This window comes from Clostridium aquiflavi (assembly GCF_031344075.1).
GTDB classification, from domain to species: domain Bacteria; phylum Bacillota; class Clostridia; order Clostridiales; family Clostridiaceae; genus Clostridium; species Clostridium aquiflavi.
Map to the genome: position 1 here is coordinate 49,298 of NZ_JAVJAN010000013.1, position 24,893 is coordinate 74,190.

The 24,893-nt window shown below is 27.3% G+C and carries 16 protein-coding genes, 1 pseudogene and 1 other annotated feature; of the genes and pseudogenes, 5 read left to right on the forward strand and 12 right to left on the reverse strand.

Annotated features, from left to right (window positions below; translation table 11 throughout):
* Positions 1-44: 44 nt before the first annotated feature.
* The 4 genes from RGC78_RS06265 to RGC78_RS06280 form a co-directional block, all read right to left on the reverse strand.
* Entirely contained in the window at positions 45-788 is a 744-nt protein-coding gene (locus tag RGC78_RS06265; protein WP_309556259.1) for a hypothetical protein, read from the reverse strand.
* A 395-nt stretch (positions 789-1,183) separates the two neighbouring features.
* Complete coding sequence (locus RGC78_RS06270) at positions 1,184-1,987, reverse strand: DUF4097 family beta strand repeat-containing protein (RefSeq protein ID WP_309556260.1); 804 nt, start codon at positions 1,985-1,987, stop codon at positions 1,184-1,186.
* Entirely contained in the window at positions 1,987-2,589 is a 603-nt protein-coding gene (locus RGC78_RS06275; RefSeq protein ID WP_252212132.1) for a DUF1700 domain-containing protein, read from the reverse strand. Before RGC78_RS06275 ends, RGC78_RS06270 begins: the two co-directional genes overlap by 1 nt.
* Complete coding sequence (locus tag RGC78_RS06280) at positions 2,582-2,905, reverse strand: PadR family transcriptional regulator (protein WP_252212131.1); 324 nt, start codon at positions 2,903-2,905, stop codon at positions 2,582-2,584. Before RGC78_RS06280 ends, RGC78_RS06275 begins: the two co-directional genes overlap by 8 nt.
* A 322-nt stretch (positions 2,906-3,227) precedes the next feature.
* Between RGC78_RS06280 and RGC78_RS06285 the strand changes: the two genes are divergently transcribed.
* Together RGC78_RS06285 and RGC78_RS06290 are read left to right on the forward strand one after the other, a co-directional pair.
* Complete coding sequence (locus RGC78_RS06285; RefSeq protein WP_252212130.1) at positions 3,228-3,974, forward strand: hypothetical protein; 747 nt, start codon at positions 3,228-3,230, stop codon at positions 3,972-3,974.
* Between the two features lie 23 nt (positions 3,975-3,997).
* Positions 3,998-5,122: a hypothetical protein gene (locus tag RGC78_RS06290; protein ID WP_252226996.1), complete on the forward strand. Its 1,125-nt coding sequence runs from the start codon at positions 3,998-4,000 to the stop codon at positions 5,120-5,122.
* Between the two features lie 55 nt (positions 5,123-5,177).
* Here the strand turns inward: RGC78_RS06290 and RGC78_RS06295 are convergent, their stop codons facing one another.
* The 3 genes from RGC78_RS06295 to RGC78_RS06305 all read right to left on the reverse strand — a co-directional run bounded on the left by RGC78_RS06295 (position 5,178) and on the right by RGC78_RS06305 (position 8,445).
* A complete protein-coding gene (locus tag RGC78_RS06295; protein WP_252212128.1) occupies positions 5,178-5,525 on the reverse strand; it encodes a four-helix bundle copper-binding protein in 348 nt (115 codons plus the stop codon).
* A gap of 228 nt (positions 5,526-5,753) precedes the next feature.
* A complete protein-coding gene (locus RGC78_RS06300; RefSeq protein ID WP_309556262.1) occupies positions 5,754-8,006 on the reverse strand; it encodes an ATP-binding cassette domain-containing protein in 2,253 nt (750 codons plus the stop codon).
* Entirely contained in the window at positions 7,987-8,445 is a 459-nt protein-coding gene (locus tag RGC78_RS06305; RefSeq protein ID WP_252212126.1) for a MarR family winged helix-turn-helix transcriptional regulator, read from the reverse strand. Before RGC78_RS06305 ends, RGC78_RS06300 begins: the two co-directional genes overlap by 20 nt.
* A gap of 318 nt (positions 8,446-8,763) precedes the next feature.
* Between RGC78_RS06305 and RGC78_RS06310 the strand changes: the two genes are divergently transcribed.
* The gene (locus RGC78_RS06310) at positions 8,764-9,153 is read left to right on the forward strand and encodes a hypothetical protein (RefSeq protein ID WP_252212125.1); all 390 of its coding nucleotides are present in this window, start codon (positions 8,764-8,766) and stop codon (positions 9,151-9,153) included.
* Positions 9,154-9,371: 218 nt separating this feature from the next.
* Here RGC78_RS06310 and RGC78_RS06315 read toward each other — a convergent pair.
* Positions 9,372-9,934, reverse strand: a pseudogene (locus RGC78_RS06315) (hydrolase).
* Positions 9,935-10,419: 485 nt separating this feature from the next.
* On the opposite strand from RGC78_RS06315, the gene RGC78_RS06320 reads away from it, so the two are divergent.
* Positions 10,420-10,545, forward strand: coding sequence for a hypothetical protein (locus tag RGC78_RS06320; protein WP_309556264.1), 126 nt, complete (start codon positions 10,420-10,422; stop codon positions 10,543-10,545).
* Positions 10,546-11,134: 589 nt separating this feature from the next.
* Here RGC78_RS06320 and RGC78_RS06325 read toward each other — a convergent pair.
* Together RGC78_RS06325 and RGC78_RS06330 are read right to left on the reverse strand one after the other, a co-directional pair.
* Positions 11,135-20,371: a glycoside hydrolase family 94 protein gene (locus RGC78_RS06325; RefSeq protein WP_309556266.1), complete on the reverse strand. Its 9,237-nt coding sequence runs from the start codon at positions 20,369-20,371 to the stop codon at positions 11,135-11,137.
* A gap of 276 nt (positions 20,372-20,647) precedes the next feature.
* Positions 20,648-21,238 (reverse strand): DUF2238 domain-containing protein, encoded by a 591-nt coding sequence (locus tag RGC78_RS06330; protein ID WP_252212122.1) that lies wholly within the window; start codon positions 21,236-21,238, stop codon positions 20,648-20,650.
* A gap of 276 nt (positions 21,239-21,514) precedes the next feature.
* Here RGC78_RS06330 and RGC78_RS06335 point away from each other — a divergent pair, with 276 nt between their 5' ends.
* Positions 21,515-22,438, forward strand: coding sequence for a DUF5692 family protein (locus RGC78_RS06335; protein ID WP_252226991.1), 924 nt, complete (start codon positions 21,515-21,517; stop codon positions 22,436-22,438).
* 127 nt (positions 22,439-22,565) lie between these two features.
* Here the strand turns inward: RGC78_RS06335 and trpS are convergent, their stop codons facing one another.
* Together trpS and RGC78_RS06345 are read right to left on the reverse strand one after the other, a co-directional pair.
* Complete coding sequence (gene trpS, locus RGC78_RS06340; protein WP_309556267.1) at positions 22,566-23,585, reverse strand: tryptophan--tRNA ligase; 1,020 nt, start codon at positions 23,583-23,585, stop codon at positions 22,566-22,568.
* 52 nt (positions 23,586-23,637) lie between these two features.
* Positions 23,638-23,916 (reverse strand) — a binding site (T-box leader).
* 323 nt (positions 23,917-24,239) lie between these two features.
* The gene (locus RGC78_RS06345; protein ID WP_252212119.1) at positions 24,240-24,830 is read right to left on the reverse strand and encodes an ECF transporter S component; all 591 of its coding nucleotides are present in this window, start codon (positions 24,828-24,830) and stop codon (positions 24,240-24,242) included.
* Positions 24,831-24,893 lie beyond the last annotated feature (63 nt).

A 24,893-nucleotide genomic window follows, 5' to 3' on the forward strand; every position in this document is an offset into this window, starting at 1 on the left:
GTATTGGCTTTTAAGTTTATTTAAAAAATAATTAATTCTACTTTTTACCTTTTATTGATAGCCATTCCATTATCTAATACTAAAATAAATATTTCTTCAAATGATTCAAGCTCATCACTCTTAAATTTATAAGCCTTATATTTATTAATCAATTCATTAACTCCTTGCTCTGTCTTACAAAGTTCATCAAATTCAATACTATTTTCATATAAAGTTAATACTTTATGAATTATATTCATATTATTTTCCTCAATAAAAACTACTTTTCTTGTTTTTTTATTTTCTTGTTTAAATTTTTTAAATCTCTCTTCACCTATGTTTTTTAATAATGATTTTTTATTCTTTGTATGACCTTCCTTGGCTAATTTAGGTCTATCACTATATAATCTATATATCTCCTTTGAACTAACTATACCTCCTTTACTATATAGATATTTAAGGAACTCTAATTCATTTTTATTTATTTTAATAAATCTATATCCAGAAACATTTTCCCCAAACTCTTTTAAAATATGATATTGACCATCTATATATTTTGCTAATATCCAGTTATTTTGTATTTCTTCTTCTATATCAGCTAAAAGACAATGCTTGTTTCCATGAGATACAAAATTCCAATGATCTGATATTCTTAAACTTCCTTCTGGTTTATAATCCCAAGAAACTCCTGGTACATTATAATAACTTAAACTATATGGACTTTTATTAATATATTCAAATTTACTAATTTCATCTAATACTTCTTTTGGTGTCACCTTTGCACTTTGTGGTAATAATAATTTTTTCATAAATCTTCTCCTAACTACTTTATGTGAATAGTATGTGTATATTTAAACTTAAAATTACCCTATTATATACCTTTTAATTTTATATTACTTTTTCTATGTAAAACATATTTATAAGTTAATAAAGTTATACTGTATTTTTCTGATAAGTTTCCATGGATGATTATAGGCTTTGATGAAAATATAAAAAAAATGAGATTCTAAACCGGAAGAATTAATAGAATCTGTATCTTTTAATAAAACAAATTATCAAAATACAAATATTTAAAAATTTAATGCTTAAAAACTCTAAGCACATTCAATAGAGTTTTTAAGCATTCTTATTTTTTAATCAAATATAATTATAAAAGAAATTTTTTATAGATAATAATCTAATTCTAAGTAAATCATTATCTTTATTACTTAAAATTTACATTTATATCACCATTATTACTAGTAATATCTATACTATGCTGAGCATTATTATTACCATTCTTCTCAACCTTATTTGTAAATTTATCTCCATCTATATTTATATCACCATAATCACATGAAGTACTATAATTATATAGTTCTTTAGATATATTAGTTCTAAGATTTATATCTCCATAATGTGATGATATACTAGTAACCCCTTTAAATTCTCCATCTAAATCAATATCTGAATTATTTGATGCTATTTTTAGTCCATTAGCTATAAGATTATTTGACTTTATTTCTCCATAATTACAATTTATAGAAATTTCATTAGCATTAATACTATTCATAGTGATCTTTGTATTACTTGATTTCACATTTATAGTATCTAAATCAGCCGCATCAGGAACATATACCTTAATATAACTAGGTATATGTGTGTTGCCTATACCAAAACTTATATTATTGAATGTATCTTGTGACTTATTTCCCTGTATTACTAGCTTTCCATCTTTAATTGAATAATTAACATCATTTTCATTGCTATTATATTCAATTTCAATTCCATACTTATATGATTTTATTATATCTATTTTATCTACAGTTGAATTAATCTCTATACTTTTAAAATCAGATGACGCCTCAATTTTTACAATTCCATCTTCTTTGTCCAAAATCTTATATCCTGATTTATCCCTTATAATTCCAAACTTTCCTCCCATTGAGAAGCCTATTACAGCAAGGATTAATCCTACTCCAATCATACATATTGAACATATTAACAATTTCTTCTTTGTTCTTACCATTATAGCTCCTCCTTCTTATTTGATTTCTTAACTCTATTTAATAATTTTCTAGCTAATGTTGCAATTCCTTTAAATATTTTCGGTACTAATCTTGAACTCAACACTAACACTAATAATCCCACTCCAATTAATACCAATCCAATTCCAATAAACATAATGGCTGTTGAAAAACCTTGAGTAATAACTGCAAATCCTGCAAAACTAGTAACAACTCCTGCTACTATCAATGCAATTGTCGTAACTATAAATGTAAAAATAATAGCTCCTGCAACTATAATCATAGTTACTACTAGTATTATAAGTGTGAATGCTAATGGTAATGCTAGTGGTGCAGCTAATATTGCTAAGACAATAAACCATATTGAAGAAATACTTCTTTTAGGTTTAGTAATAGTTATCTCATCATTTTTAAATGCATACTCTGATAACAACTGTGATGCGATAACTGAAGGAGAATCCAATTCTTTTAAAATATCTTGACCATTATCTACTCCTGCATCTTCAAAGTATTCTACATAATACCCTATTGCATTTTCTATTTCTTCCTTTGGTAATCTCTTTAATTTTTTTCTTAACTCTTGAATAAAAATTTCTTTATTCATCTCCTAATATCCCCCCTAAAAGAACTTTATCAACATTCTCTTTATATTGCTCCCACTCATTAAGATACTGACTAAGCATAGTTTTTCCTTTTTCCGTTATCTTGTAGTATCTTCTATTTCTTCCTTGAAAAGCTTGATCATATGTTGTTAGACATTCATTTTTTTGTAATCTTCTGAGCACTGGATAAAGTGTTGATTCTGATATATTCATTATGGATCGTACTTGTTGAGTAAGAACATATCCATAAGTATCTCCCCTTGAAAGAACTGCTAACACACAAGCATCAAGTAAAGCTGCTCCTAATTGAAAAGCCATTCCTTTACCTCCTATATCTATACTATATTTTCTTATATATTATACAACGTATAATATACCCTATATATAATACTATACGTCGTATAATATTATATGTCAATATATTTTAACTTATTTGGATAAAGTATCCACAATGTACTTTATGTATGAATATCTTCTATTTTGAAAATTAAAATAGAAAAAGAGATAGACTACTTATCTAGCCCAAATCCATAATTTTTTATTAGTATACATATCCTATTTGTTTCAATTTATATATGAATTATATTTTTTTATCATATATGTTATAATTTAACTTGGTTTTACTGAAAGGTGTGATTAAATGGAATTTAAAATTAAACCTCCACATAAATTCAAATTAAGAAATATAATGCTTTCATTAATTTTTATATTAGCATATAGTATTTCAACATATGTGACTTTGCAAAAGCCTATCATAATTATTGATCAAAGCTTTATTAATAATAAGATTAAAAATCTATTTATATCTAAAAATGAAAATATATCTTCTAATGATAATACTGAAAATTATAAAGATAATGGTGTAAACTCAGAAAAAAACAATGGTACTTATGAGCAAAATGTTGAAAGTTATTCAGATAATTTTACGTTTTCTAAAAATGACTGTACTCCTACCGATTATAGTAAACTTACAATTAACCAATATGTTAGTACATGTGTTACCGAAACTTTTGGCAAAAAAGATAACCCTTATTTAAGTAGAATACTCTTTTCAAACAATAGTTACACTATATACATAAACATTGGTTTTTATAGAAATAGTGATGAATTAAAAGCAGCTGCAATTAATGCAAGTGTAGAACTTTACAAATCATTATATACCCTTTATCCCGAAAAATTTGGACATACCTTATTTGGAATTGTCGTTAGTGGTGATACCATAAACAAAAAAGGTGACACAACTCATATAGATGAGGCAGCAGTTAGCTGGTATAATGAAAAAACTCTTGAAGCTTTAGATATTAATAACTTAACTGTTAACAACTTTAAAGATACTGTTTATCGCTTTTATGATTATCAAAATCAAAGAGGTATTCAAAGAGATTAACTTATGAAAGGTAAGATACAATCATGAAAGATATTAATAATAAACTAAAATTAACATATTATTTTATTTCACTATTTATTCTTTTAATTTCAATTGATGTACTAATTTATGTGTTACTTCCTATACTAAAAAATAACTTTGCTTTTTTTCTCATTGGAATTTTTAATATCATACTTGATGTAATATTGTGGCTTTGTGTACAACATGGCTTTAACTGGGCTAGATGGACTTTTATTACATCTCTCTTTATGAAAGCAGGAATTTTAATTGGCAGTACTTTAGATGATTTATTTATAATTAATCACTTTAATGTTAAATATATAATACTTATATTGTATATTTTCATTATTCTTATGCTTTTACTTCCAAAAAATATCAGAAAATATTATAAATTATGTTCAATGCATAATTACTATGTTGAACAATGCAAGGAATATATTAAATCATGTTATGATATTCCTATAATATTAGATAAAAAATTTAATATTAGTTCTTTTTTGGACGATGTTATAGTAATATCAGCTCAGTCAATTGTTTATAATTGTTCATTTTCTATAATAATAAAAAATAATATAATTTATGATGACTATTTTCAGCATTACTTTAGAAAGCAAATTAATTCTAAAATAAAATCTGAAATAAACAAATATGCATTAAAATCAAATGAACCATATGCAAACAAATTATTAAACATATGTATAAAAAGAGAACCTGGAAATGATTGTATTGAATTCAGCATTGATTCATCTGTTAATCTATTTAAAGAATATAAAAGCAAAATTCCACCTTATGAAATATTTTATGAAAGAAATTCATCTAAAAATAATGCTTTAAATTTCACCTATTTAATGACTATAGATACTCATGATCTTGAACTTAATATTAAATATATTTATTTAATTTTACACACTCTAAAAAGCTTTAATTATAAATTTGATACTATAAGCTTTTATGGTTATGATACACATATAGGTCTTTCCAACAATAAAACATATAATGATTCAAATTATATTATAAAAGAAATGTCTTACTCTAAAACATGTAGTATTTTAACGAATCAAGATTTATCTTATATTAACGAAAAAGTTCATTCTTATATGATAAATATAGATAAAAATAACAACTTATTTAATACATATGTAGAATAAATATTATAATAAAAATAGCTAGTAACAAATGAAGTTACTAGCTATTTGGGAGAAATTACATTCCAGACATTTTTCTACATTCATCTGCACATGTTTTACATTCTTGTGCACATTTTTGACAATGATCATCTTTAAACATACTACATTCTTGTGCACATGTATCACAAACTGTAGCACACATTTTACAGTGCTCTTTTGCAAATTTTCCATTCATAGACATAATCCCTATTGACATTTCACACATCTTTGCACATTCAATTAGTATTTTTACACAAATTCTTCTATCTTTTAAATCTGGTTCATTAATACATGCCTCAAAACATTCGTAACATGCTTGAGTACATCTACTGCATTCATCAATACATTTTTGATAATTGTCTGTAGTTGTTGTTACTATCCCCATTTAAATCACTCCATTCTTAAATTTAATCTATTAAACAATATTTATTATGTGAATAATAGAAGATTATATTCACATAAAGCTAATGAATATAATGTTAAATATTAAGTAGCCTTTAAATTGTTCCAGATGATCTTAAGCAGATATTTTGCAATTAAAAAGGAAAAAGAATGATACTTTCTCTATTTTTAGTAACTATTTTACAGGTACAATATATATTTTATTAATATATTATCTTTGAGTATATTCTAACAATCTTTTTCCAGTCAAGGATGAAGAACATCGTATAATATTTTCTGGATATCCCATATACATCAATTCTCCACCATTAAGGCCTCCGAAAGGCCCCAAATCAATAATCCAGTCAGCATGGCACATTACACTTAAATTATGTTCTAATGTAATGATTGTTTTACCTCGCTCAATTAATTTGGTTAATAATTCTATTAACTTTTGGATATCTGATTCGTGTAATCCAGTGCTTGGCTCATCCAATATATAAATTTCACCAGTATCATTTAAAAGTGTTGAAGCTATTTTCAATCGCTGAAGTTCTCCTCCTGATAGTGTATCAAGCGATTGTCCAAGTTTAATATAACTTAGATTTACTTCTTGGATAGTATATAATATTTTTTTTATATCTTTGTCAATAAAAACTGTTAAAGCCTCATCAACTGTGAGATTAAGAATATCACTTATTGTATATCCATTATACTTATAATTCAATGCTTCTTTCTTATAACGTTTTCCATCACATAACTCACAAGTTTGTTCCACATCATCCATAAATGCAAGGTCTGTTTTAATTATTCCTTTTCCTTTACACAAAGGACACCCGCCTTCTCCATTAGAACTAAATAATGAATGAGATTGACCACTTGTCTTTCCAAATATAGTTCGGATTTTATCAAACAAACCCATGTATGTAGCTAATATTGAACGAGAAGATGTATAAATTCTTCTTTGGTCTAAAAGGATGCTATCTGGATACTTATTACGGAAAAGACGTGTAATCAACGTACTTTTGCCTGAACCTGCTACTCCTGTTACAATTGTTAATGCGTTTTTAGGTATTTTTACAGATAAATTTTTTAAGTTAAACATTTTTACATTATTAAGTTCATAAAAATAGGTAAAATTTTTATTTGTTTCTTTTATATTATGTTTTTGAGATAAAGCAATACCAGTAGCAGTAGAACTGCTTAATACTTCTGAATATGTTCCTTGAAAAATAATTTTTCCACCATGAACTCCTGATTTTGGTCCCATATCAATAATATGATCTGCTATTTTTATTACATCAGGATCATGTTCGACGATTATAACTGTATTTCCCTTTTCTTTAAGCCCCTTGAATATCTTATTTATACCAGTAATATCATGAGGATGTAATCCAATACTAGGTTCATCAAATATATATAGTATATCATTAAGACTACTATTTAAATGTTTTGACATTTTAATACGTTGAGACTCTCCACCAGATAATGTATTAGTTGTGCGGTTTAGTGTAAGATAATCTAATCCTACTTCTTCTAATGTACTTAAGTGCTTGAGAATATCATGAGCGACTGCCTGAACTTTTGGTTCGTGGATTGTTTGAATAAAAGATTTTAATTCATTTAATGGCATATCCACACAATCACCAATTGATTTTCCTTTAATTTTACAGGATAAAATCGTAGTATTAAGACGTTTTCCACCACAATGAGGGCAAATCTTTTCATCAACAAGTTGTTCAATTTCTTTTTTGTATTGTTTTTGCTCTTTTTCTAAAAAGGAACTTCTGATTCTGGGAATAAGTCCAGTATACTTGGCTGTTTTATGCCAATTGCTTGTAGGGTTATCAGGTATTTTTTCTTCTTCATAAAGCAACGTATTAAGCTCTAAATTAGAGTAGTCTTTAATAGGTTTTTGAATGTCAAAATAACCAGATTCGGTGTAACGACTTAATCGCCATCCGCCTGGTTTAAATGTAGGAAATTGAATAGCACCTTCATTTAAACTTTTATCAAAATTGATTAACTTATGAATATCAATATCTTTAACTACTCCTAAGCCTTGACAATAGGAACACATACCATTTGTATTATTGAAAGAAAAGTTCATTGAATAACCAACAAAAGGTTTTCCTATTCTCGAAAATAGAAGACGTAACAAGGTATAAATATCAGTAACTGTTCCAACTGTTGAGCGTACATTTCCGCCTATTTTCTTTTGATCTATAATAATAGACACAGGAAGATGATTAATCTTCTCAACATTAGGCCTGCCATAGTGTGGCAACAATCGTTGAATATAGGAAGAATAGGTTTCATTCAGCATTCTCTGAGATTCAGCAGCTAGTGTGTCAAAAATTAGTGAAGATTTTCCTGAACCAGATAGCCCTGTGATTATGGTGATTTTTTTCTTTGGAATATTTACTGATATATCCTTAAGATTATTTTCATTTGCATGAAGTATCTCAATCATTTCTTCTGTCATAGTATCCCCTTCTTTCTCCAAAAATTTTGCTTACTTTAATACATAGTTCAGCAAAAAGTACTTGTTCATTTTCAGTTAAAGCGGATGCTGAAATTTCAGCTAAATGTTCATGTCCTTTCTCAGTATCCTTTAAAAAATTAAACCCTTTATCTGTTAATTCTGTCCAAAGTTCTCTTGCATCATAATTACTTTTCTCTTGTTTTATATAGCCTATCTCTTTAAGAATTTTTAACCCTTTAGATATTTTAGAACGTGAAACACCTAATCTATTACTTAATTCTGCAGGGAGACTTCCATTTGTTTGATATAAACACTCCAATAAATCATACTGAAACCAAGAAATATTATCTGGGTTTATTCTATTTCTTTCAGCAACAAGTTCACATTGAAGTCGTGATAAACCTTCTTCTAATTTAGAATTATATAAATTTTTATTCATAAATAAACACCTCATTAATGTTAATAAAATATAGTTTCCTTTTGGAAATTATTTTAGCACTTTAATAAAATAATTGCAATAAAGAAATTATATATAATGCTATTAACTAACTCACCTTATTGAAGAGAAGTAAATTTTTCTTTATAGTAGACATAAAAATATTTTTTTACTAAAATCCATTATCTAAACAGCGTTATATCTAACTTTATAATATTTTTCCATAATTATTAAATAGTAACACTTTAAGTATAAAATCATATAATATAATATAAATAATAGTTACTAATTCTATAATTAGTGGGGGAACTAAAGATTAATATGGAAGATGCATTTGTTATTCAATTAAAAAACTTGGTAATTCAATTAGGGGAAGCTGGTGTTAAATATGCTATAGAATCATTAGCTGATTGGATTATTCCTAAAAACACACTTTCTTTAAATAGAGATGGTGATACTGAAGTAGTTCGTACAGTTTCTCTTGAAGATGGTACAACTTTTGATATAATTGTAAGATTAAAACAGGAAATGGTAACACAATTATTAAGTATAAATTCAAAACCAACTTATAATTCATTTATTATGCCATTTTCAGCAGATGAAAACCAATGTCCTAACTATGAAGATAATATATCTCTTCAAGTAAAAGCTTATTCACCTAGAAGAGGTGGAATTAACCTTATTAATGGTTTTATATCTATAAATTGGTAATTTAATATAAAATAAAAAGGGTCGCCTTAATTTTGAGGCGACCTGTTTTTTTATCAAACAAACTAGATTAAAGTCTTAAATAAGCCATCTTTTCTAGTAAATTTGTTGTTGCAAATCAATTTAATACTAGAGTTTGGTGGTTTTCTATTATTTTTTTCTTAGAATTAATTTTGGAAATTATTTAGTTTTTAATTGCCATGAAGTCAGATATGTATTCACTAATTATTATAGATTTCCATTTGATTATATTAATATATTCTTCACAAGAACGCATAGCTAGAATTGTTTCTTCAAATAATTTATCTAATTCCCAACCAAGCATATCTGCACCTTGTTTAATTACATCACGTGAACATCCAGCCGCGAACTTCTTATCCTTAAACTTTTTCTTAAGACTTGAAAGTCCCATATCCATAACGCTCTTAGATGAACGAATTCTTGCAGCTGCACCAATTAATCCTGTAAGTTCATCCACTGCAAATAATACTTTTTCCATCTGATGCTCCGGTTTAGGTTGTTCTTCTGAGCAAAGTCCGTATCCATGACTAGCTGCTGCTCTTATTAATCTCTCATCAACACCGTATTCTCTCATAATTTCTTGAGTTTTGCTACAATGTTGTTCTGGATACATTTCAAAATCCAAATCATGAAGTAACCCTACTATAGACCAAAAGTCTGCTTCATCTACATATCCTAATTTTTCTGAAAAATAATGCATAGTACCTTCAACTGTTAAAGCATGTTGAATATGAAATACTTCTTTATTGTACTCAGTAAGCAAATTCCTTTCTTCTTACAACTCTTAAGTCATAGTAAATATCTTATCTAATAACTATTAAATCTAATTTCATAACAACTATACATCCCCAATAAAAATATTATTTACATAATATTTTATTTTTTTATAGACTTTAATTTTACCATATATTTCCTAATAAAACTATGTTACAATAGTAACAGGGAGAGGAATTAAAACCAAAAAATTCAAATTAAAGGGAAATATAAATATAATCAATATTCTATAATTGTTAGCTTAAAGTTAAAAATTATATTTGAATGTATTTGCGTAAATAAAAATAGATTCCCATAAATAAAAACCTCTTTATTTTCTTATTTCTCCTTTTATATGTCTATTTACTGAAATATATCCGTATTCTTAACTATAAATCTTATGTAATAGTCCTTACATAGTTTAATAACAATTGTTAAGGTAGAATATTTCAGTTTTATATAGATTATATTGGACTAGAAAGAGAGGAAATGTATATGAAGATCAAAGGACGTAAAGGAAATAGTTGGTTTGAGATTTTTATTGCAAAAGAAAATGAAAGGTTCTTTGGTATTCTTATATTTTTATTTGGAATTGTTATTGTACTACTTAAATATCTTTGAATATAACAAAAAGACCTTTATATAGTGCATCTCTCCCAAGAAAAACTATACAAAGATCTTAACCAAATAAAAATATTAATTGCATCTTGAGATGGTTCCTTAATTGGAACTATCTCAGCCAAAGTTTTAATCTATATAAATTTATTACATATCTATATAATATACCTAAATTATACCTTATATGTTACTTATTATACAAATATTTTTTTAATCTCATATTTTTATAAGTCTATTATTTATAATATACAAATTCCTACATTAAAATTCATACTATTAATTTTTTAAATTACTCTTTTTCTGTCTTCATTAAATTCATTATAAAAATAGCTTATTATATCATCTTTAATTATTATAGACCATTCTATATCATTGTATACATTATAAAAATATCTTGTTAAATATTTTTTATTTAATTACCATTTCATATAAAACTATTTTACTCATTTTTGATACATTTTATTCCAATTTTATTTTGTTAACAATTTTATCTAAAACTAAGAAGAAACTATACTCTTGATTAAAATTCAATCATTTTGTGACATCTCCTCTTAGTTCTGCCAATGGTTTATATCTTCCTTATTTCCATAAATTATATGTATACAAATACATCTATCTTACCTAAATTTCTTGGTATTATGTTTCCATCAATCTTTTCTCCATTTATAATTATCTTAGGTTTATCATCTTTAATTTGATTTGAATTACTTGTAACTTGTGAATTAACTAAATTATTTGAGTTTTTCCCTTTATCTATATTTCCAACTCTTATTACTTTTATAGCATAATCTTCTTTCTCATTTTGAATTTTTATTTCAAATTCGTTCCATGACTTTGGTATACATGGATTTACCTTATAACCTTTATCTTCAACCCTTTTTAGACCTAAAATATCCTCAATACCAACTCTATACATCCAGCCTGAAGCTCCAGTATACCAGCTCCATCCACCTCTTCCTCCGTGGGGCTCTTTTATGTACACATCTGCAGCCATTACATAAGGTTCTAACTTGTAGATACTACATTCAAGCTCCGTCTTTGTATGATTTATTGGATTAATCATATTGTAGTATTTTGTAGCTTTATCACCTAATCCAAGCTTAGTCAAAGCTAATATTACCCAAGCGGCTGCATGAGTATATTGACCTCCGTTTTCTCTTACTCCTGGTACATACCCTTTTATATATCCTGGTTCAAGATATGAATCACTAAATGGTGGTGCTAATAAAAGTATCAATCCTTTATCCTTTTTCACTAGATTTTTATCAACAGCTTCCATTGCTTCAAGTGCTCTTTCACTGTGTTTTTCTACTGTTCCTATATAACGTTTATTAGAATTGTAATCAGATTCACTACCAGATTTAATTTTCGTAGCACCTGAAATTATGGCCCAGCTTTGTGCTAAAGAATCAATTTGGCATTCAGGATTTTCACGGCTTCCAAGTGGAGTACCATCATCAAAATATGCTCTTCTATACCAGCCACCATCCCAAGCATTTTTCTCTAAGTTCTCCCTTATAAATTCTTTTTGCTCTTCATAATGAACTTTGGTTTCTTCATCCTCTTTAATCTGCGCAATTTTAATGAAACTTTCTAAAATAGAGTACAAGAACCAACCAAGCCATACACTTTCTCCTTTTCCCTTATTCCCAACAGTGCTCATACCATCGTTCCAATCGCCACTACCCATTAATGGAATGTTGTGTACTCCAAACTTTAGAGCTTTTTTTATAGCCCTTAAACAGTGTTCATATATTGTTCCTTCCTTTGAAGATTGGTTGACTATTGTATATCTCTCATCTTCACCATCTCTTAAAGGCTCATCTTCAAGATAAGGTGCAGTTTCTTGTAAAATTTCATAATCTCCAGTTGAATTAATATATTCAGCAGTAACATAAGGAAGCCATAATAAATCATCACTAAATCTAGTCCTTATACCTGAATTTACAACTGGATGCCACCAATGTTGCACATCTCCTTCTACATACTGCCTTGAAGCACTACGTAATATTTGAGCCTTTGGTATTTCTGGATCAACAACTCCAAGTGCCATAGAATCTTGAAGTTGATCTCTAAATCCATATGCTCCACCACTTTGATAAAATGCACTTCTACTTAAATATCTACAGCTTAAAGTTTGATATAAAAGCCATCCATTTAAAAGGTAATTAAAAGATTTATCTGGAGTTTTAACTTGTATATTTCCTAGGAAATTTTTCCAATATTCTTTAACCTTTTCTAATTCTATATCTGCATTTCCTTTAACTTCATATTTTTCAATAACTTTTTCTATGTTTTCTTTTTCTTCCTCACCAAATAAAATTAAAAGCTCTTTCTTTTCACCTTTTTTAAGTTTAATCTTTGTAGTAGCCGCTAAACAAGGATCATAAATTCCTCCACATCGATTTGATAAATTCTCATTATCTAAGGCTTTTGGTGAAGAAACTTCTCCATTAATTCCTATAAATTCTTTGCTATCTCCAGTAAAGCTTAAATTCTCTCCTCCTAAAATAGTTAAATAAGAATTAAATTTTCCAAAATACTCACTGTAAGGATTGAATCCTCTAATGAATCCACTGTGATATACATAGCTAGCACTATTAGATTCCTCACGTTCTATATTTATATTACTATTTTCTTCAAATTCTCCATGAATATATGTTGAAACATATCTAGTACTATCATACTCATAAACACCCATTACAAGCTTTGCATAATAAAATAAAGAAATTTCTCTATCATTTTCACTTAAATTTTCTAAAGTTACTTTTTGAATTTTTATCTTCTCTTTTTTAGGCGCAAATACTTCTAGTTTTCCTTTTAAATCATAAGCAGTATGACTAAATTCAGAATATCCAAAACTATGTTTTATGAAGTAATCTCCTGAATCTCTAAGTGGTTTTGGTGTTATGGAAAAATAATTATAAGAATAATCATCTCTAATATAGAGTGCTTCTCCTAATGGATCCCTAATATAATCATTACTCCAAGGTGTTATCTTATTTTCCCTAGAATTCCCACACCATGTATAAGATGAACCACTCTCAGATATATGAAATCCAAAATCATCATTAGAGATGACATTAATCCAAGGTGCTGGAGTATTTTTCAAGTTAGAAAGTTTTATCAAATAACTATTATCAAGCTTACTAAATCCACCATATCCATTAAAGAAATCTAAATCTTGCATATTAAAATTTTCATCAAATTTCTCTATATTTAAGTCTTCCTTATTCATGGACTTTCCTATGCCATCTTCTTTTTCTGCTACCTTTAATCCGTGAATTAAATCCTGTTTTTCTAAAAAGTCTATATCATGATCATATTCTTTATATTCTGTTATATTATCATCTAGATTTGGTATTACTTCATCTGCAACCTCTAATTTATAGTTGATATTTAGAGGCTTAGCTTCCTCTTCTAAATTCTTAGTTTCTACCTTGTTAGGTCTTTTTTCTAACAAATTGTTCTTGCCTTGTGGCATAAAGTTTTCTTCATGATTATCATCTAATATGTTATTGTAATTACGTTTATAACTTTCTTCATCAACAGATTCCTTATATCTTGAAAATTCATTACTATTATTGACTTTAAGCTCTTCAATTTTCGTAATTTGTTCTAAAATTGACCCCTTCTTTGAATCAACATACAGCCTAGCAATTCCTATTATTAAATCTTTAACCTTTGCATCCATAGTAGCTTTATTGTGAACGAATATTCCTCCTGGTGTGTTTAAAGAATTACTTTCATTTGATGTACTTATTAATTGCATTATATTCTTTTGAAGTGGTTCATCATAAGAAATCTCTTCATTATTGTATATAATTAAATCTAATTTTACCCCTTTAAGTTTAAGATAATAATGTAAATTCAACATATTACCTACTAGATTAATATCATCTGTATTTTCAATAGTTAAAAATACAATAGGTAAATCACCTGAAATTCCATAAGACCATAAATCTTTTTGATACTTTGAAATATTTTTTATATATTCTTCTCTATCCTTTCTGCCACTGTGCAAAAAGAATATATATGAAGCTAAACTTTGGAATATATTTGCTTGAGCACTTCTTATACCTAAATTCTTAAGTTCAAGTTGTGTTCTTATACTATAGCCTTCAAAAATCTTCTCCAAATTAACAACTTCTTTATTTTGTTTACATATATCAATAGCAGATTCTCTAGAGTCTGTTGTTCCTGTTATAAAATAAATCTCTTTTTTTGAATTTCCTTCTAATCTTATCCTAGCTCTAATACTCATTATTGGATCTAAAACTGTTCCAACAGTATTATCTAATGATTTGTCATTATCCATAGCCAAGGGAAATTTAAGTTCTCTATTTCTTCCTATAAAATTAATTCTAGAAGTTTCATAACTTATGTTTCCTTCTAATTCTCCATTTACTATAACTTTATGAAATATGTAAGGAACTTTTGCTCCTTTAACTCTACCTCTTCTACTTCCTATAAGCACATCTTCATTATTATCATATTCTGTTTGAACAAATAAATTAGAGAAAGTTGGATGTACTGCATCTGCACTAAATGTGGTCAATGTCACTTCCATATAACTTGTTATTTCAAGGCTTCTTCCCTTATCACTTAAATTATTTAAAGTGATTTTTCTAACTTCAAAATTCTCATCTGGAGAAATAACAACTTCCATTTGAGTTTCGATATTTCCATCCTTTCTATTAAACTTAGCCTTATCTAAATTAAATTCAGTAACATATTTATCTCCATGATTCTTACATGGCTCAAAAGTTGAACTCCAATAATCATTAGAATTTAAGTTTTTTATGTAAAAAAACATACCACTATCATCGCTTGTGGTGTTTCCTTTCCATCTATAAAGCATCATATCATTCTTCTTAGAATAACCACTTCCAGCTACAGTTATCATTGACGAATATTGGCCATTAGATAACAATAAAACTTCAGGATTATCTTGATTTGCTCCTTTAAATTTCCTTGGAATCAAGTTTTCTCCTTCAAAATACGTATTCTTTATAGAAAAATCTTCATTTCTCTCAAAGGTTACATTATTAGGAATCTTTTCTTTTAATAAAAGCTCTGTTGCCTTAACCTCTGGCAAACTATGAAATCTATTAACTAAAATATCATTAAGAAGTACATTATCAAGAGCCATCAAAGACATTCCCAAATGGTGTACCATATATGTCATAATTCTATTAGGCTTTATACCATCACTATATACACTATCAAATATTTGTTCATTATTTAAGTTTTTTGTATCACTATCAATTAAACAATTATCCTTATTATTAGTGTCCATTGGATTTTTTATAACATATTTATCTTCTCTTGCCTTAGTGTAATCTATAGCTTCAATAAATCCATATATTCCAAGACAACCTATTTCCTCTAATTTTCTAAGATTTTTAATTCCACTGTTCTTAGAAAATGGTAATGTCATCAAGGTTGAGTAAGGTGATATTACAATTTCATCTTCAAGACCTCTCTTTAGTCCAATGCCTGGAATTCCAAAAGCTTTATATTGATAATTTTCATCTACATCAAATTTATAAAATGCACATTCTGATATTCCCCAAGGTGTTTTCTTCTGCTTCGAAAAACTTTTTTGGGCTTTTATTACAGATTTATATGTTTTGCTAAGCAAAGTTTTAGGATAACTTTTCATTATTAAAGAAGGCATAAAATATTCAAACATAGTCCCACTCCAAGATACAAGAGAATGAGTGTGAAAAGCATTTGTCATAGATCTACCTAATTTAAACCAATGAGATATAGGAACATCATTTTTCGCTATAGCAACAAATGATGCTATTCTTGATTCTGATGCCAATAAATCATAGTAAGAATTTCCAAGTGAATCTTCCTCTACGTTATAACCAATAAAGAATAATTGTCTAGTTTTATCATAAAGAAATTTAAAATCCATCTTTTCTGAAATCACATTAATATCTTTAATTATATTATCTATTTTTCTACTATATATTTTGAAATTATCAATCTTTACCTCAAATGTATTATTAAAATTATCACCAAATTCATTCTTATATTCTTCACACCTATCAATTAAGTCTCTAATACTAGGAACTCCTTCAAAAAATTCTTTACTATATAATTTTTCTAATCCATTAAATATGTAATTATAATGTTTAAGCTTTTTATTAGCCTCGTCAAAAAACTTATCTATCCAATATTTACTTTCTTCGTTCTCTTTTCCTTGTAAGTAAGCTTTATTTTTATTGTCACTATTACTTTCCTCACATTGTGTAAGTTGTTGAATTTCAGCTAATATCTTATTTAAAGCATCTTTATATTCACCAATACTAATATTTGAACCAAATATAGCTTCAATTGAAGCTTCATCTTTTTCAATTATATTATAGATATCTTTTAATGACATAAGTTCATTTATTCTTATAACTTCTTTATCCTTTAATTCCTCCATAGCTTGTTTCAGCACCCACAAATCTCCCAAAAGATTTCCGCTATCAACAGTTGATACATATCTTGGCCATAGTGGAGCTTTAGTTTTTGTATCATACCAATTTAGATAATGTCCATGAACCATTTGTAGATCTTTCATGCTATTTAATATCATCTCTGTTTTATCAATAAACTCCATCATTGTTATATATCCTAAGTCATAAGCCACTACATTTGAAACAAGCCCCATACCTATATTAGTTGGAGATGTTCTATGAGCAATTCCTTTAAAAGGTTTTTCTTGATAATTATCTGGTGCTAAATAATTATTTTCTTCATTAACAAAATCCTCATAGTAAGCATATATTCTTCTTGATATTTTCCTTAAATAAACAATTTCTTCATTATCTAAAATCATTTTATTTTTAGAAATTTTTCTACTTATACAATAAGCTACATATGGACTTACTATCCAAAGTGCAGCAACAATTACGCTATAAACAATAACCCCAATAGGATTATAGATAGATAAATATAATACTAATAATCCCATTATTGGAGCAATCCACATTCTTTTTAAATATGATTTAAAAGTATTACTATATTTTTTTTCTACAGAATCAGAAGATTGCCACTCTAAAAGATTTCTTTTAGATATACATAGTCTAAATAATGTTCTTATTATTGCATCCATCATTAAAAATGCTTGATACGGAATAAATGTAAATATTAAAAGTATTTGCTGAAAACTTTTAAATGTTCCCATAAGTTTATTTTTAGGGGTAACAACAAAATCTGTAACTGTAAACACTAAAGAATTCATAAGTGCTAAAAAGCAGAGTAATGCAATCTGACTTCTTCCATTTAAAATAGTCAAAGAAAGAATCAATGCTATTAATAAATTAGGTGCTAAAAGGCTTCTTCTTAAATTATCAAATATTTTCCACTTGTTAAGAGAACTTATTTTTTTAGAAAATAACCAACCTATAAGTTGCCAATCCCCCCTAACCCATCTATGCAATCTTCTACAACTACTCTCATAAAAAGCTGGATATCCATCTATGAATTCCACCTGACTAACTAAGGCACATCTTGCAAGAGCTCCTTCTAAAAGATCATGACTCAAAATTCTATCATCTTTTATTGAAGTATTTAGTATATTATAAAATTCATCTATATTAATTATTCCCTTGCCTGTAAAAGATCCTTGACCAAACAAATCCTGATATGTATCAGAATAAGCTACTGAATAACCATCTACGCCTCCTTCTCCACCAAAAATATTTGAGAAATATGTTTGATTTTTAGATTCTAAACTTATGCTAACCTTAGGTTGCATAACACCATATCCTCTTAAAACTTCATTATCCTTAACATAGGGTACATTAAGTACATGGCTCATGGCACCTATAAGTTTAAAAGTGCTTTCTCTTGGCATAAATGTATCTTCATCTAAAGTAATTAAATATTTAACATCCTTAAGTATTTTTATTTCTGAACTTAGAACATTATAAGTATGATTTGTTTTTCCTCTGATGAGAGCCATAAATTCCATAAGCTTTCCACGTTTTCTTTCTCTTCCCATGAAAACATTTTGCTTTTTATTATAAATTCTCTCTCTACTAAAAAAGAAAAATTTTGCTTCATTATTATTTAGGTAATTATCTTTAGAATATTTATTGTTTAACTTTCTTGCACATTCAATTCCACATTTAATTATTTCCTTATCATTCTCTTCAACCTGAAAATTTGAATCCGCAAAGTCACTAAGTAATGCAAAATAAATGTTTTTGTCCTTATTTCCACAATAAGCAACTTCCAATTTTTCCATAAGAGATTTAACCTTTTCTTTGCAATTTACAATTGCAGGAATGACTACTACTGTCTTGCAATCATCTGGAATTCCTTCACTAAAATCCATCTTAGGTACTAATCTAATCTGTACGGTTTTACTTACAATCCAATTAATAAGTCCAATTATAATTTCATTTATAGGAATTATACTGACTAAAAATAAAATTAGGTACTCAGCCTTAGTATACTTTACGCCACCCAAGCTACTTATAAATAAAAAAAGTGTACTTATAAGAAATGTTCCCAAAATATTTATTGCTAAATATGTACCTTCAGAAATTGCATGATTTACATTATTATAATATCCATCCAATTCACTTATACCATTATCAATTAAGTAATATCCAACATGACACTTATAAGATTCCTTGTTCTCATTTTTGTTCTTTATTGAAAGTTGTAATACATTATGTGCTACTTTAAGTTCATTTTTATTAGTTATTCTAGCTATACTTTCAAGTTTATGCCTATAATAATCCTTAGATTCAAAATCCATGCTTCCATAAACATTAACAGGATCTTCTCTTAGAATCCTTTCTACTAAAGATGTATTTTCAAAGAAATTTCTCCAACTTATATTCTCAATTTTTCTAATTGAAGTTATATAGTTCCCAATATATCTTTCTAAAAATTCCTCTCTTAAGTTGCTCCTAGTAGTATAATTATTAAGATCTTCTTCTATTCCCCATTTAAGCCTTACAAAATCATAAATACTCTTATTCTCTATGGAATTCTCCCTTAAAATTCTAAAAAATTCTCTTAAAAATAACGGACTAACTTTAGCATTAATATTTTCAAGTTCCTCATTAAGTTTATTGTTACTTATAGCATCTACAACTCTCTCAGCAACAATTTTTCCCTGTAAGATTTCCTTTTGAATATCAACAAGATTATTAGTATATTGTGATAAATTTATTATTATTGCTGTTTTAAGCATAAGTGGAAAAGCCCAAAGTTCACCAATAGTAAAAGCCATATCTTTATTTACAATATTAATATCCTCTTTTGGTCCATCTATATTACTCCTACTATTATCTATTTTACTAAACAATTTTTCACTTACATTATTACACTCTAAATCCACACCTAAATTTTCTTCCTGAATTTTATTAATATATTTAATAAAGCTCTCACCATCAATATCTCCGCCTAAATTTACATAATTCTTTGCAACTACAAAAATACGGGGAAGTTCATTTTCAGATTCATTATAATTTTCATAATTTTTCTTTTCAAAATCTCTTTTCTCATCAAAATTCTTACTTTTAAATGTATTATTAATTTCATGCGTTCTCTTATGATCTATATTATCAATAAATTCTGTCATGGACGGTAATAACTTAAAATAATCAATAGGCATTTCCTTCTTAATTGCCTTATATTCTTTTTCAATTAAATATATATTATCAAGAAGCCACTCAGATGCTCCAAGAACTTTATTTCTTCCTTTGGATAACTTTCTAAAATACTTAAAATTTTCATGAATACAAGAAAATCCTTGATTAAGCTCTCTTAAAACATTCCTTCTTAATCCATAAGAATTGTTTTTCTTCAAGTAAAAAACTCCCTTCTTAATTAAATATGACTTAAGCATAGTTCTCAATGAAGTTATTTTTACCAAAACTACAAAAAAAATTCTTAAATTTTAAAATAAGCAAAGAAAGAACTCGTCAAAATTAGCGTATCGATATTTTGGATATCATAATTAAAAATTTCAAGCCAATACTTATTGTTAAGCATTGGCTTTTAAGTTTATTAAAAAAATAATAGATGATTCCTTTAACAGCTAAAACTCTATTACCAATCATATTAGATCTAAAATTCACTATTTTTAGTTCCTCGATTCACTATAATAACATATTATAGAAGTAATAAAGGCAGATAAAACTTTTACAATGAGATCTGATAACGTATCTTCAAGGCCACCCTTTATCATAGTTGTTTTAAATAGATAATCTCCTACAAACTCAAATACTTCCCATATAGTACCTAAAGCAATTGAAAAACTAAATGCAAATATTAGGCTAAAAATAGTAAATCGTTGTTTAGTTGTTTGTTTATTCTTTGTAATAATTCCTTGAATTAAATTCAATGCTATAATAACTGCATAACTACCATATATAGCATGAATAAGTAAATCCCACCACCAAAATGTAATATAGAATTTCTTAAATTCTCCAAAGTATAGTGTAAGTAAAATAAATAATATCCATACTAATTGAAAGCTAGAAGGTAGTACTATATTCTTTCTATTAGCAATATTGGTAATTATAAAAGGAAGTATAATACATATAATAGCTAAGAGTAACAAAGCTGAACTCTTCCATTGTTTTGATATAATACTAAAAACAGCAGAAATCACTAAAATTATTTCAAATAATACTGCTATTCTAATAGTTAGCTTACTATTTCTATTATTCATTAAAAATCTTTTCCTTTCGAGATATTTTTATTTCTAAAAAAACAAATATAATTGCATATAAAATTAATTATTTATTTATATCTTTTCCTTTTACGTAAAAAATATAAATACAAAAATAAAAGAATTAGTAGAAATGAACATTAACTCTAAGATTATAAAAAATTTTAAATTTAGTTATAAAGCATTATATAGATGTGTATACTAATATTAGTAAATAATAACAAAATTAGTTATAAAATGCTATAACAATTGTATTTTTACTAAGGGGGATTAATTATGTTTTTTTTTGAAGCACAGCCTTTTTCGAATTGGCTTATGCTATTAACAGTATTCCTAATGTTAATTGTACTTAATGAATTAGGCCGTAGGTTTAAATGGGGTGGACTATTGCTTTTCATTATCTTACCGTTATTTCTTACTTTTGTTGTATGGCCCAAAACTACTAAAGGGACAAGCGTAAATGATTGGTTTCATTATGCTAAAGTATATTCATCACTAGCAGGATGTATTGGTTTCTTTCTAATTAGACATATAAAAGGTGCTAGTAGCAAAAAGTGGGCTTTATGTTTCCCACCATTAATTTTAGCAATCAATATTTGTGAAGCAGTAGCACGTGATTTTCAAATTTACGGACTACATCTTAATAAAGAAGTGTTTGAGGGAATGGTTACTGTAAGCGGTTCTTGGAATGTTATGAATGGGATTGCTGGTATCTTAAATATCATTACAATTACAGGTTGGTTTGGAATCTGTATCAGTAAGGATAAGAGCAAAGATATGTTATGGCCTGATATGCTTTGGTTCTGGATTATAGCATATGATATTTGGAACTTTGCATACACATATAATTGCCTACCTAACCATGCATGGTACTGTGGTATAGCATTACTTTTTGCTCCTACAATTGCCGCTTTCTTTATAAAGAAAGGTGCTTGGTTACAACATCGTGCACAAACACTTGCATTGTGGTGCATGTTTGCAATGACATGTCCTAGTTTCATTGATGAATCTCAATTTGCAGTTAGATCATCACATAATACAACTGCTTTATTTATCGTAAGCTTAGCAGCATTATTATCAAATATCGCAGTATTTGTATACTATATTTATAAGATTAAGAAAACAAAACGTAATCCTATAAAGGGAGAACTTTATACAGATCTTAATAGCTACAAAGAAATTAAATCCTTATCTGAATAATATTATAATTAGGTGGCTGTATCAAATTTATTTTGATACAGCCACCTAATTAAATATTTATTTAGATTTTTTAAAATAATTCTGTCTATACTCTTTTTATTGATTTTTCATTTAAAATCTGAACTCTCTAATATTTAAAGTATTCTATTCCTATTGCTTCTCTAACTTCTGAAAGAGTATTTGCTGCTATATTTCTGGCATTATCACTTCCATTTTTTAAAACATCATATACATATGCTATATCTCTTTTAAATTCTTTTCTTTTATTTCTTATTGGTTCAAGTTCTGCTTGAAGTATTTCATTTAAATACTTCTTTACTTTTATATCACCTAAACCACCTCTCTTATAATGTTCTTTCATCTCTTCTAACTTAATCTTATCATTACAAAATGCATCTAAATATGTAAAAACAGTATTATTATTTACTTCACCTGGATCCTCTACCTTAATATGATTTGGATCTGTATACATAGACATAATCTTGTTTTTTATTATATCTGGTTCATCTGATAGATATATTGCATTATTTAACGACTTACTCATTTTATTCTTCCCATCAATTCCTGGTAATCTTCCTAATCCCTCCTTTGAAAGTACTGCTCTTGGCTCTATTAATATATCCTTTTTATAAATTGAGTTAAAACTTCTTACTATTTCCCTAGTTTGCTCAATCATAGGAAGTTGATCTTCTCCAACTGGAACAACATCTGCCTTAAAAGCTGTAATATCTGCTGCTTGACTTACAGGATAAATAAGAAATCCAGTTGGAATACTTACATTAAAATCTTTTTCTTTAATTTCACTTTTAACTGTTGGATTTCTTTCTAACCTTGAAACTGTAACTAAATTTAAATAATGCATAGTTAATTCATTAAGCTCTGGGATTTGAGATTGAATGAAAATTGTAGATTTTGATGGATCTATTCCAATTGCCAAATAATCTAATGCAACCTCTATTAAACTTTTCCTGATTTTTTCTGGATTTCGTGCATTATCAGTTAATGCTTGTTGATCTGCTATCATTATATAGTTATTATACAAACCACAATTTTGTAACTGAACTCTATTCATTAAAGACCCTACATAATGTCCAATATGCAATTTTCCTGTTGGTCTATCTCCTGTTAAAATTATTTCTTTTTTCATAAAACTCACTCCTTGATTTAATTTTATTAAACAAAAAAACTCCGTCCTAAATTAATAGGACGGAGATAATATCCGTGTTGCCACCTAAATTGTGTAATAAAAAATAATTGTAAGCAAACCCTAATTTTTTATAATTACACCACTCAAAATCAAGTACTAACATACTCTATCTGCTATAAGGTGCAGCACACCATTCCGATACTCTCTAACTATGATTTCTCTTTATTCCTCTGAGGCCCATTCATTAAATCTCTTCTTACTAGGATTTCACCGTCCCTAGCTCTCTTTATTGAAGCTTAATCTAATTACTCTTCCTCTTCATCAGATTATTAATATATTTTTTACTATTATAATTTTATTTTTCTAAATTGTCAATGATATCTACTTCAAGTACATCCCTATTCTTTATTATAGTGATAAACCGCTAGTACAACAAAAAAAGTCCTAATATATAGACTATTTTTTTAGTTAAAAGTTCTTTGTTATACTTAATAAATAAAAGTGTAAATTATATTCTCATTGTTGAAACTACCTCTGCCTTTCTTTAATTTATTATATTATATAATACTTATTATTCTATTAAAACACGCCAATAAAATTTAGTAGTAACTCGTACTATAAATATAAGTTACTACTTTTTTATTAATTAATGCTTTAATCATTTAATAGTAATCCTGACTTTATTAAAATTGGTCTTATTGCATTATATATAAAACTAACTAAAACCACAGATACTACTGCATTAATAAATGTAGTCACTGCACTTAGTTTTGCTAAAACAGAGGCCATTTGTTGAGGTTGACCTAATATATATTGTTTATAAAAATATCCAACTATAGGATCAAATACAACATTAAATGCTAAACCACAAATTGCAGCAATTGTACTCCATTTAAATATATATTGTTTATCACTGCTACTATCAATTTTTGCATATCTATGTGCTATGACTCCTGTTATTAAACCTATACAAAATTTTAATACAAAAGTTTTTGGTGCACCTAAAATATATACAGGATCAAGTATATCTGCTATTGTCATTCCAATAGCTCCTGCAAATCCACCATACCATCCGCCAAGAAGTAATGCTGCAAGTACACAAAAAGCATTTCCTATATGCAATGAAGTAGCATCTCCCCCTGGTACTGGAATTTTAATTTGAAGAAATGTAAATGATACAAAACATAATGCTGCAAGTATAGCTGTTTGTATTAGTTTCATAATCTTTTTATTCTTATTTTCCATATAATTATCTCCCCTTGTAATTTATATCTTACTTTCAAAATACTGCAAAATAATTATATTACT